The following is a 10,504-nucleotide window of genomic DNA, read 5'->3' on the forward strand; positions in this document are numbered from 1 at the left end:
CTTGCTGTTCAGGGTCTCATTCTGGGCTTTGTTCGGGGCGGGGAAAGGCGTGGGCGGGTCACCCGCCGGCCAGCTCCATGTCCGCGCTCTGGGCCTCGTCGCGCATCATGTTCCACAGGCGCTGCTGGATCTCGCCGATCTCGGCGTTCGACACGGTGCGTTCGGCCAGCGGCATGTCGATCTCTACGATCTCCCGGATCACGCCGGGGCGGCGCGACAGGACCACCACCTTGTGGCCCAGCCGGACGGCTTCGGCCAGGTTGTGGGTGATATAGCACGAGGTGAAATTCTCCCGCGTCCACAGGTCGATCAGGTCGTCCATCAGCAACTCGCGGGTCTGGCTGTCGAGCGCCGAGAGCGGTTCGTCCATCATCAGCACCGCCGGGTTGACCGCCAGCGCCCGCGCGATGGCGACCCGTTGTTTCATCCCGCCGGACAGTTGTTTCGGCACCGCCTTGCGGAAATCGGACAGCCGCGTGCGCTCCAGCACATCCGCGATCCGCACCTCGGTCTCGGCCGGGTCGAGCCGATGGCCTTCGAGCACCAGCGAGATGTTCTTTTCGACCGTGCGCCAGGGCAGGAGCGCGAAGTCCTGGAACACATAGGTCAGCGGGTTGAGAGAGCCGGCTGGCGGCTCTCCCACCTGCATCACGCTGCCTTCGGTCGGGCGTTCCAGCCCGCCCAAGAGCCGCAGCAATGTCGATTTCCCGCAGCCCGAGGGACCGATCACGCAGACGATCTCGCCCTGGGAAATCGTCAGGTCGATATTCCTCAGCACCTCGAGATCGTCGTAGCGATGCGACAGGTTCCTGACCTTCAGATCCATCCCCGGGCCCCGGTCTCAGTAGGCTTCGACAAAGCTGGTATCGACCAGCTGCTCCACCGTCAGATCGGCATCGACCAGGCCTTCATCCGTGAACCACTGCATCTGCTTGGCGATATCGGTCACGTTCAGCGCCGCCCCTTCGTTCAGGAACATCGCACCGTTCTGGATCGACGGCGCCGCCTTGTCATAGGGCCGGTCGGCATAGACGTATTTGTGGATGATCCTGGTCAGCTCTTCCTTTTCCGCCGGGTCGGCATCGGGATCGAGGAAGACCCGGTTCATGTCGGCGATGCCTTTTGAATAGGCGCGGATGAACCGTTCGACCATGTCGCGGTTGTTCTCGATATTGTCGACGCTCGTGATCATGGTCGAGATCTGGTATTCGACATATTCGTTGAGCCAGCCGATTTCCTTGGCCGCGCCGGACCCGGCCAGCGCCTTGGCGATATGCGGCACCATGATCATGATGTCGGTCTGGCCCGACTTGATCGCGGCGACCATGGCCCCGACCTTCTGCAGCGGCACCATCTTCATCTCGGACATGTCCCAGCCCTTGGCCTCGGCGATGCGGCTGGTCATGTAGTGGAAGGTCGAGCCGACCTGGGTCATCGACACCGAATGGCCGGGCATGTCGTCGATGGTCTTCAGCCCGGCGTCATAGGCCTGGTTCGACGCCAGCACCATCATGCCGTCATAGCCCTTCTTTTCATGCAGGACGCCGCCGACGATGCGGATCGCGTTCTTTTCCGCCAGGTTCATCAGCCCGCCGGTGACGCCGGTGACGCCGAAATCGACATCGCCGCTGGCGGTGGCGACGGCAATCGGCTGCGCCGCCTGGAAGAATTCGAGCTCGAGGTCGATGCCCTCGTCGGCGAAATAGCCCTTTTCGAAGGCGACGAAGCCCGCGCCGTGGCTGGTAAAGCGCAGCGCGCCCAGCGTCACCTTGTCCTGCGCCAGCGACGCGGTCGCGGTCAGCCCGGCGAAGCCGCTGGCGACCACCATCAGCCCGGCGAGCCAGCGCCGGCGTGTCAATCTTGCGTTCAACATGTTTCCTCCCTTGGTGCTTTCATGTCTTGGCCACAGGCTATTGGCCTCAGTCCCTTGGCCACAGTCTCTTGACCACCGGCGCGCGCATGTCATGCGCCGGCAGCAAATGGCGCGCCAAGTCTGGCGTAATTCGACGGGTGAGGAAAGCGCGAACTCTCCGGCTGCCCATAGCGTCGTGCTATATCACGCAAGCCAGCCGAATTTCTCCAAGATCAGCGGCATCTGGCCGCGGGCCATCTCGGGGCCGGTCTGGATGCGCGCGCCGCGCCGCTCGGCCTCTTGCAGGAACGGCGTCCGGGCGGGATGGCCGATGACATCGGCCACCATGGCGCCCGTGCGCAGCCCGGTCAACGGATGCACCATCGCCCGCCCGTCGGCGCCGATGGCGGTAGCATTGCAGACCAGATCATAGGCCGCGACGCTGGCCGGGGCCGGGATCGCGCGCACGGGACACCCGACCAGCCGGCCGGCCAGGTCGTCGGCCCGCGCCTGGTCGGTATCGACGAGGTCGATGCGCCCGGTGCCGGCCTGCGTCAGCGCCGCCGCGATGGCGGCACCGGCGCCGCCGCATCCGAACAGCAGCACGCGCGCGGGTTCGATCCTGAACCGCGCAGCGCGCAGGGCCGCGACGAACCCCGCGCCATCGGTATTGTCGCCGGAAAGCCGCCCATTCCTGTGCCGCAGCACGAGATTGACCGCCCCGGCGAGATCGGCCGCCGCCGTCCGGTCATCGACGAGACCGGCCGCCGCCTGTTTGTGCGGCGCGGTCAGAACCGCCCCGGCGCAGTTGGCGATCCCCCGCAGGCTGTCGAGAAACCCCGGCAACGCGGGCGGGCGCAGGTCGAGGGGCACCATGACGAAACCGGCACGCCGTTCGGCCGCCTGCGCGTTGATCTGGGCGGGCAGGGCGGTCTGCGCCACCGGATGCCCGATCATGAAGGCGATGCGGGCGCCGGCATCGGGGTAATGCGGGCCGGGTCGGGTCATGTCGCAGGGCGGGTTTGCATAGCGCCTGAAATCTCTCTACAAAATCCGGGCTGTCAAGCCCGGCAGGTCTGTTCACGGACATTGCGCATGATCACGTTTCGTCAGCTCGAAGTGTTCCGGGCGGTCATGCTGACCGGTTCGATCAGCGGCGCGGCGCAGATGCTCGGCATCGCGCAACCCACCGCAACCAACACCCTGAAGCGGCTCGAGGATGTGCTGGGCGTTGCGCTGTTCGACCGCTCCGGTGCCCGGCTGCGGCCGACCGCGACCGCGCAACAGATTTTCGAGGCGACCACCCCGTCCATGTCCGCGTTCGAGCGGCTGTCGCAGACCGTGATGGATGTGGTGCGCGGCCAGCATTCGGTGTTCCGCATGGGCGTCTCGCCCTCGGTCAGCCAGGGGCTCGGACCCCGCGCGCTGTCGATCTTCGCCCGCCGTCGCCCGGGGACGCAGCTGCGCATGGACACGCTGTCGATGATGCAGAACCGCGACTACCTTTGGTTTGCCGAGGGCGATTGCACGATCACCATCTTTCCGATCGAGGATCCCGGTATCGCCTCGTTCCGTGTCTCGTCGATCGGCATGGTCTGCGTGGTGCCGTCCGATCACCGGCTTGCCGCGCAGGGCCGCGTGACGATCCACGACATCGCCACCGAGCCGCTGATCTTCTTTCATCCCAACACGCCGCACGGCCGGTTCGTGCGCGGCATTTTCGACCAGGCCGGGATCGAGCCCAACATCTCGATCGAGACACGGTTTGCCCAGTCTGCGCCCTGCCTGATGCGCGAAGGGTTCGGGATCGCGTTGCAGGACGAATTGTCCAGTCTCGGGCTCAGCGACCCGGGGCTGACGGTGCTTCCGCTGGAGGGATCGCCGCGCCAGCCGGTGCTGCTGCATTGTCTGGCCGACAAGCGCGACGGGGCCGAAGTCCGGACGGTGTTGTCGAGCCTCGTGCAGGCGGTGGGCGAACTGGGCTTTCCCGACGAATACGGCGCGGAGGAACGGGCGCGGCCATAGTCTGTCTCTATGGTTCGCCGCAAACATGGCGGTGGAGCATCGCCCGCCCGCCGGGGCAGTATCCGGGCGACAGGAGAAGGCGCGACCGATGACCAAGATCACCCCGCAACAACGTGCGGCCTGCCGGCTGTGCGTGACCGAGAACCTGCCCTTTGCGCTCTGGCGCGAGCCCGGCGATGACGGGTTCCGGATGATCTGTGGATCCGGCGCGCCGCGGGTCGAGCCTGTGTTCGGCGGCAGCGGCGGCCAGCCCGCCTTTGTCATGGCGCCGTTTCGCACCGATGACGGCAACCGCGCCTGGCACCTGCCCGCCGAGGTGCTGATCACCGCCGACGGCGCCCGGTTCTGGACCGGCGCGGGGTTTTCGCAAACACCGGTCACGCCCGCGCAATCGCGGCTGGCCGGGGGCGCGGAGGGTGGCGGAATCCAGGCGCCCGCGACCACGGTGCCGGTGCCCGAGCCGGTTTCGGCCCCGGATTACGAGGCCCGCGTCACCCGCGCCGTTGCGGCGATCCACGCCGGGGCCTGTGACAAGATCGTGCTGTCGCGCGTCGATGCGCGCGACCTGCCGGTCGGGCATGACCTTTGCGCGCTGGCCGACGATCTGGCGCGGGTGCATCCCCATGCCTTCGTGTCGCTGGTGTCGTCGCAACCGACCGGGACATGGCTGACCGCGACGCCGGAGATCCTGCTGCACGCCGATGACACCGGCCTGCGCACGATGGCGCTGGCCGGCACGCAATGGCCAGATCCGGACAGCGATCCTGACACCGATCCTGCCGACCTGATCTGGTCCGACAAGATCGTCGAGGAACAGGGGTTCGTCGCCGCGTTCATTCGCGATGCCTTTGCCGCCGAGGGCATCGCAGGCGTCAGCGAAACGCCGCCCGCCACGGTGCGCGCGGCAAACCTCTATCACCTCCGTTCGGATTTCCGCGCCCCGGCTGCGCCCGAACCGCAACTTGCCGGTCTGCTGCGGCGTCTGCACCCGACATCCGCCGTGTGCGGGATGCCGCGCGCCGGGGCCCATGATTTCATCCTGGCCGAAGAGGGCGATACGCGAAGCTTCTACACCGGTTACCTGGGCCCGAAACGGGTCGGCGCGGGCACCCGGCTCTATGTCAACCTGCGCTCGGCCCGCGTCCTGCGGGACCGGATCCTGCTGCATGTGGGCGGCGGCATCGTCGCAGCGTCCGACCCGGCGCTGGAGTGGCAGGAAACGGTCGAGAAGACCAGGACCATCGGGCAGGTCCTCTAGCCTCACCCGGTTCAGATGTCGAAAAAGACGGTTTCGTCGTCGCCCTGGATGCGGATGTCGAACCGGTAGACCGCCTGTCCGTCGCCTTCGCGGCGCCGGGCGATCAGCGTCGGGCGCCGGTTTTCCCATTCGATCAGGTTCAGCACCGGGTCGGCGGCGTTGGCCTCGGTTTCGTCGTCGAAATACATGCGCGTGTTGAGACCGATATTGATGCCGCGTGCCACCACCCACAGGCTGATATGCGGGGCCATCAGCAGCCCCGACCGCCCCTTGGCCGCGCCGGGCTTGACGGTCTCGAACGCCCATTCGCCGGTTTCGAAATCGGTGATGACACGGCCCCAGCCGCGAAACCCGTCCTCGACCGGCCCGCCGCCTTCGGGATGGGCGTAATGGCCTGCGGCATTGGCCTGCCACGCCTCGAGCATCACGTCCTTGATCGGGCTGCCGGTGCCGTCGATCACCAGCCCTTCGACGCGGATGCGTTCGCCTTTGGCGTTCGGACCGGCGATGTCCCAGCCCAGTTCGCGGTCATAGATGTCGAACCCCGCCGCGCCCGGCGCGAGCCCGATATGCACATAGGGACCGGCGGTCTGCGACGGCGTTTCCCTGAGATAGTCCGGTTTGAGCATGTCAGTTCCCCTCCGGGCGGTTTTCGAACATCGTCGAGCGGCGCCCGCGCAGCACGATGTCGAACCTGTAGGCGATCGTATCCAGCGGGATCGTCGCGTTCATGTCCAGCTTGGCGGTCAGCTGGTCGATGGCATCCGCGTCGGGCAGCGTCTGCACGATCGGGCAGAGCGCGATCAGCGGGTCGCCCTCGAAATAGAGCTGCGTGATCAGGCGCTGGCTGAACGACCGGCCGAACACGCTGACATGGATATGCGCGGGCCGCCAGTTGTTGACCAGGTTGCGCCAGGGATAGGCGCCGGGCTTGACCGTGCGGAAGGCATAGCGCCCGTCCGCGCCGGTCATCGTGCGTCCGCAGCCGCCGAAATTCGGGTCGATCGGCGCCAGGTAGGTGTCTTTCTTGTGGCGATAGCGCCCGCCCGCATTGGCCTGCCAGATTTCCACCAGCGTGTCGGGCACGGGGCGCGCGTCTTCGTCCAGCACCCGGCCATGCACGATGATCCGTTCACCGATCGGGTCGCCGTCTTTGGCATAGTTCCGGATCAGGTCGTGATCGAGCGGGCCGACATCGTCATGGCCGAATACGGGGCCGGTGATTTCGCTGACCGTTTGCTGCAGGCTGATCAGCGGCAGCCGCGGCGAGCGGGCAACCGAAGTCTTGTAATCCGGTGTCAGGGCGCGCGGGTGCCGGCCCCGGTCGCGCTGATAATAGTCGGCGGGTGTCGTCATGCGCCGTCCTCCATCTCGGCAAAGGTCTGCTTGGCCAGCTTGATCGCATGGTTGGCCCTGGGCACGCCGGCATAGACCGCGGCATGCAGAAACGCCTGCATCACGTCATCCCTGCTGGCGCCGGTATTGGCCGTGGCGCGGACATGCATCGGGATCTCCTCGAAATTGCCGGTGGCGGCGAGCAGGGCCAGCGTCAGCATCGACCGTTCGCGGCGGCTGATCGTGTCGTCGGCCCAGAGCGTGCCCCAGGCCCCTTCGGTGATCATGGTCTGGAACGGGCGGTCGAAGTCGGTCTTGGCCGCTTCGGCCCGGTCGACATGGGCATCGCCCAGCACGGCGCGGCGGGTGGCCATGCCTTGGTCAAATCGTTCGGACATCGGTCTGTTCCTCCAGTGTCAGGGGCCGGTTGTCGGCAGGGGCCGGCCGGCGTCATGTCCTTCGCGGCCCCGTCTCAATAGGGCAATCCCACATAGTTCTGCGCCATCGCCTTCTGGGCGGCCGCGTTCGAGCGCAGGAAATCCAGTTCGGCAATCTGCATCTTCAGGTCGAATTCGGACTGGTCGGGATAGCGGTGCAGCAGCGACGAGAACCACCACGAGAACCGTTCCGCCTTCCACACCCGTTTCAGGGCCGTTTCGGAATAGCCGTCGATACCGGCGGACGATCCGTTGTCATAGAAATCGCGCAGCGCATGATAGAGATAGTGCACGTCCGAGGCGGCGGTGTTCAGCCCCTTGGCGCCCGTGGGTGGCACGATATGGGCGGCGTCGCCGCACAGGAACAGCCGGCCCCAGCGCATCGGTTCGGTCACGAAGGACCGCAACGGCGCGATGCTTTTCTCGATCGACGGGCCGGTGACCAGCCTGCCGGCCTGTTCGGCGGGGATGCGGCGTTTGAGTTCCTGCCAGAACGCCTCGTCGGTCCAGTCGTCGGGGCTGTCCGACAGCGAACACTGGATGTAGTACCGGCTGAGATTGTCGTTGCGCATCGAACACAGCGCGAAGCCCCGCGCCGAGTTGGCATAGACAAGTTCGTCGTTCACCGGCGGTGTTTCCGACAGGATGCCGAGCCAGCCGAAGGGATAGATCTTTTCGTATTCCCGGCGCACGGTCAGCGGGATGGTCTGGCGGCTGACGCCATGGAACCCGTCGCAGCCGGCCACGAAATCGCAGTCGATCCGCCGGGCCGTGCCGTCGACCGCATATGTCACATGCGGCGCATCGGTATCGGCGCCGTGAATGGCGACATCCTCGACGTTGAATTCGATCGGGCCGCCGGATTTTTCGCGGGCGTCATACAGGTCGCGGGTCACTTCGGTCTGGCCATAGACGATCACCGGCGATCCGGTGTGTTCGGTGAAATCGACGCGAAAGATCTCGTTGCCATAGGCCACCAGCGTGCCGTCGTGGACGAACCCCTCGGCATGCAGTCGCCCGGCGCAGCCTGCCTCCTCGAGCAGGCGGACCAGCCCCTGTTCGAGAACGCCCGCGCGGATGCGGCCCAGCACATAGTCCCTGGTCTTGCGTTCCAGCACCACGTTGTCGATGCCGCGCATGTGCAGTAGTTGCGACAACAGCAGCCCCGAGGGGCCGCCGCCTATGATTGCCACCCGTGTATTCATTCCACTCCCCCTCACCGGGATATCTACGCATATTGTGGATGGGAATGAAATTGAGTTGTTCGGCAACCCTGGGATGTGGCTGGACCCGTTGCCGCACGAGGTGGTGGAGCGAAGGGTTTGACTTGGCGGGGCGCAGGCCGATAATGCGCAACGCGGAGCCGCGCTGAATCATGGCGTGATCCGTTGCAAGGAACGGGGGGCGTGATGACGCCGGACAAAGCAGTTTTCGGAACCGCCAGCCCCCGTTCCATGCGGGTCTGAACAGGCGGTCGGCAATATTGCGGGGCCCCCCTCGGGGCGCCCGGCCACAGAGATATGCAGGGCGTCCGGGGCCGGGCGCCTCCGGTTCCACCGATATGGTTCCACCGATATGATGAGGTATCCCATGCGTCATTTCGTTTTCACCGCCGCGCTGCTCGCCGCCGGTCCATGCCTTGCCGACCCGCTGCCGTCATGGAACGACGGCGCGTCGAAATCGGCGATCATCGCCTTTGTCGAAAGCGTGACCGATCCGGCATCGCCGGACTATGTCACCCCCGCCGACCGCATCGCCACCTTTGACAATGACGGAACGCTCTGGGCGGAACAGCCGCTCTATTTCCAGTTTCTCTTTGCCTTTGACCGTCTGCGCAAACTGGCCGCCGAGGACGAGAGCATCCTGACCTCGGACGTGCTGCGGGCCGCCAATGCGGGCGATCTGGAAACGGTCGCCGCTGCGGGCGAGGCCGGGCTGTTGGAAATCCAGTCGGTGACCCATGCCGGCATGACGGTCGATGAGTTCCTCGCCGAGAGCCGCCAGTGGCTGGCCACGACGCAGCACCCGGACACCGGCAAGCCGCTGGTTACCATGACCTATCAGCCGATGCTGGAACTGCTGAGCTACCTGCGCGACGAGGATTTCACCACCTGGATCGTCTCGGGCGGCGGCATCGATTTCATCCGGTCATTTGCCGATGACACCTATGGCATCCCGCCCTGGCAGGTCGTGGGAACCGAGGCCAATACCGTCTACGCGGTCGGCGAAGACGGCACTCCCACCCTGTCCAAGGAGGGCGGCGTCACCTTCATCGACGACAAGGAGGGCAAGCCGGTGGGCATCATGCGCCATATCGGCCAGCGCCCGATCTTTGCCGCGGGCAATTCCGACGGCGATTTCGCGATGCTGGAATGGACCACCGCCGGCGACGGCGCGCGCTTTGGTCTGATCGTGCATCATACCGATGCGGAACGCGAATTTGCCTATGACCGCGAGGGCCATGTAGGTGTTCTGGACCGCGGCCTCGACGAAGCCGCCGGGCGCGGCTGGGTGCTGGTCGACATGGCGAATGACTGGCGCCGGGTCTGGCCCGATGGCGAGTGACGTGAGCGCCGGAACCGCGGCCGGGACCGCCGCGCAGCCCTGCGATGCGCGCGCCCAGATCGACGCCCTGCGCGCCCGGATGGGCGAGGCGATCATCGGCCAGCGCGATGTGATCGAACGTTTGCTGATCGGGCTGCTGGCCAATGGCAACCTTCTGGTCGAAGGGCTGCCGGGTCTGGCCAAGACCCGCGCGATCAAGGCGCTGGCGCGAAATCTCGAATGCGATTTCAGCCGCATCCAGTTCACCCCCGACCTGCTGCCGTCGGACGTGACCGGCACCGAGGTCTATTACCAGGCCGAGGGCGGTTCGGAGTTCCGGTTCGAGCCCGGCCCGATCTTTGCCAACCTCGTGCTGGCCGATGAAATCAACCGGGCGCCGGCCAAGGTCCAGGCGGCGCTGCTGGAGGCGATGGAGGAACGGCAGGTCACGGTCGCGGGCACGACCCACAAGATGCCGCCGCTGTTCATGGTGATGGCCACCCAGAACCCGATCGAACAGGAAGGCACCTATCCGCTGCCCGAGGCGCAGATGGACCGGTTCCTGATGCACGTCAACATCACCTACCCGCCGGTCGAGGACGAGGTCGAGGTGATCCGGCTCGTGCGCGGCGAGGAAATCGCCGCCCAGGCCCCCGCCGGCACCGCCCCGGCGGACACACCTGCGCCGATCGCGCAAACGGCCGTGTTCGAGGCCCGGCGCGGCATTGCCGGGCTGCATGTCTCGGACCAGATGGAGCGTTACATGGCCGCCCTGGTCAACGCGACCCGCGTTCCGGAGGCGTTCGGCGACGACCTGAAACGCTGGATCGAGGTGGGGGCCAGTCCGCGCGCCTCGCTCGCGCTCGACAGGTGTGGCCGCACCCATGCCTGGCTCGCCGGGCGCGACTATGTCGATCCCGAGGACGTGCGTGCCATCGTCGGCGACGTGATGCGCCACCGGCTCGGCCTGACCTACGAGGCGCAGGGCGAAGGCATCAGCGCCGACGCGGTGGTAGCCGAGGTGGTCCGGCAGGTCGCCTTGCCCTGAGGGAG

Annotated in this window: 11 protein-coding genes; 4 read left to right on the top strand and 7 right to left on the bottom strand. The window is 66.3% G+C overall.

The features are described 5' to 3' along the window. Positions 1 to 58: 58 nt before the first annotated feature. From C6Y53_RS16105 to C6Y53_RS16115, 3 genes are all read right to left on the bottom strand, one after another. Positions 59 to 826, bottom strand: a complete 768-nt coding sequence (locus C6Y53_RS16105) for an ABC transporter ATP-binding protein (protein WP_106473372.1) — start codon at positions 824 to 826, stop codon at positions 59 to 61. 15 nt (positions 827 to 841) lie between these two features. Further along, positions 842 to 1,873: an ABC transporter substrate-binding protein gene (locus C6Y53_RS16110; protein WP_106473373.1), complete on the bottom strand. Its 1,032-nt coding sequence runs from the start codon at positions 1,871 to 1,873 to the stop codon at positions 842 to 844. 183 nt (positions 1,874 to 2,056) lie between these two features. Further along, a complete protein-coding gene (locus C6Y53_RS16115) occupies positions 2,057 to 2,860 on the bottom strand; it encodes a shikimate dehydrogenase family protein (RefSeq protein WP_106473374.1) in 804 nt (267 codons plus the stop codon). 87 nt (positions 2,861 to 2,947) lie between these two features. On the opposite strand from C6Y53_RS16115, the gene C6Y53_RS16120 reads away from it, so the two are divergent. Both C6Y53_RS16120 and C6Y53_RS16125 read left to right on the top strand, forming a co-directional pair. Continuing rightward, positions 2,948 to 3,877, top strand: coding sequence for a LysR family transcriptional regulator (locus tag C6Y53_RS16120; RefSeq protein ID WP_106473375.1), 930 nt, complete (start codon positions 2,948 to 2,950; stop codon positions 3,875 to 3,877). An 88-nt stretch (positions 3,878 to 3,965) separates the two neighbouring features. After that, positions 3,966 to 5,135 carry a chorismate-binding protein gene (locus C6Y53_RS16125; protein ID WP_211299408.1) on the top strand — a complete coding sequence of 390 codons (1,170 nt, stop codon included), beginning with the start codon at positions 3,966 to 3,968 and terminating at the stop codon, positions 5,133 to 5,135. Positions 5,136 to 5,146: 11 nt separating this feature from the next. Here the strand turns inward: C6Y53_RS16125 and pcaG are convergent, their stop codons facing one another. The 4 genes from pcaG to pobA all read right to left on the bottom strand — a co-directional run bounded on the left by pcaG (position 5,147) and on the right by pobA (position 8,112). Next, positions 5,147 to 5,764 (bottom strand): protocatechuate 3,4-dioxygenase subunit alpha, encoded by a 618-nt coding sequence (gene pcaG, locus C6Y53_RS16130; protein ID WP_106473377.1) that lies wholly within the window; start codon positions 5,762 to 5,764, stop codon positions 5,147 to 5,149. A gap of 1 nt (position 5,765) precedes the next feature. Beyond that, on the bottom strand, positions 5,766 to 6,491 hold the full coding sequence (gene pcaH / locus C6Y53_RS16135; RefSeq protein ID WP_106473378.1) for a protocatechuate 3,4-dioxygenase subunit beta: 726 nt from the start codon (positions 6,489 to 6,491) through the stop codon (positions 5,766 to 5,768). Next, complete coding sequence (gene pcaC / locus C6Y53_RS16140) at positions 6,488 to 6,868, bottom strand: 4-carboxymuconolactone decarboxylase (protein WP_106473379.1); 381 nt, start codon at positions 6,866 to 6,868, stop codon at positions 6,488 to 6,490. The genes pcaH and pcaC overlap by 4 nt, the downstream gene beginning before the upstream one ends. A gap of 74 nt (positions 6,869 to 6,942) precedes the next feature. After that, positions 6,943 to 8,112 carry a 4-hydroxybenzoate 3-monooxygenase gene (gene pobA, locus C6Y53_RS16145; protein WP_106473380.1) on the bottom strand — a complete coding sequence of 390 codons (1,170 nt, stop codon included), beginning with the start codon at positions 8,110 to 8,112 and terminating at the stop codon, positions 6,943 to 6,945. A gap of 385 nt (positions 8,113 to 8,497) precedes the next feature. On the opposite strand from pobA, the gene C6Y53_RS16150 reads away from it, so the two are divergent. Then, positions 8,498 to 9,472, top strand: a complete 975-nt coding sequence (locus tag C6Y53_RS16150; protein ID WP_106473381.1) for an HAD family hydrolase — start codon at positions 8,498 to 8,500, stop codon at positions 9,470 to 9,472. A gap of 79 nt (positions 9,473 to 9,551) precedes the next feature. Beyond that, positions 9,552 to 10,499: an AAA family ATPase gene (locus C6Y53_RS16155; protein ID WP_244615017.1), complete on the top strand. Its 948-nt coding sequence runs from the start codon at positions 9,552 to 9,554 to the stop codon at positions 10,497 to 10,499. Positions 10,500 to 10,504 lie beyond the last annotated feature (5 nt).

Source organism: Pukyongiella litopenaei (genome assembly GCF_003008555.2).
Classification (GTDB): domain Bacteria; phylum Pseudomonadota; class Alphaproteobacteria; order Rhodobacterales; family Rhodobacteraceae; genus Pukyongiella; species Pukyongiella litopenaei.

Bases quoted from the DNA above. Each gene is read 5' to 3' on its own strand.
- C6Y53_RS16105 (WP_106473372.1), bottom strand. From the start codon at position 826: ATGGATCTGAAGGTCAGGAACCTGTCGCATCGCTACGACGATCTCGAG.
- C6Y53_RS16110 (WP_106473373.1), bottom strand. From the start codon at position 1,873: ATGTTGAACGCAAGATTGACACGCCGGCGCTGGCTCGCCGGGCTGATG.
- C6Y53_RS16115 (WP_106473374.1), bottom strand. From the start codon at position 2,860: ATGACCCGACCCGGCCCGCATTACCCCGATGCCGGCGCCCGCATCGCC.
- C6Y53_RS16120 (WP_106473375.1), top strand. From the start codon at position 2,948: ATGATCACGTTTCGTCAGCTCGAAGTGTTCCGGGCGGTCATGCTGACC.
- C6Y53_RS16125 (WP_211299408.1), top strand. From the start codon at position 3,966: ATGACCAAGATCACCCCGCAACAACGTGCGGCCTGCCGGCTGTGCGTG.
- pcaG (WP_106473377.1), bottom strand. From the start codon at position 5,764: ATGCTCAAACCGGACTATCTCAGGGAAACGCCGTCGCAGACCGCCGGT.
- pcaH (WP_106473378.1), bottom strand. From the start codon at position 6,491: ATGACGACACCCGCCGACTATTATCAGCGCGACCGGGGCCGGCACCCG.
- pcaC (WP_106473379.1), bottom strand. From the start codon at position 6,868: ATGTCCGAACGATTTGACCAAGGCATGGCCACCCGCCGCGCCGTGCTG.
- pobA (WP_106473380.1), bottom strand. From the start codon at position 8,112: ATGAATACACGGGTGGCAATCATAGGCGGCGGCCCCTCGGGGCTGCTG.
- C6Y53_RS16150 (WP_106473381.1), top strand. From the start codon at position 8,498: ATGCGTCATTTCGTTTTCACCGCCGCGCTGCTCGCCGCCGGTCCATGC.
- C6Y53_RS16155 (WP_244615017.1), top strand. From the start codon at position 9,552: ATGGGCGAGGCGATCATCGGCCAGCGCGATGTGATCGAACGTTTGCTG.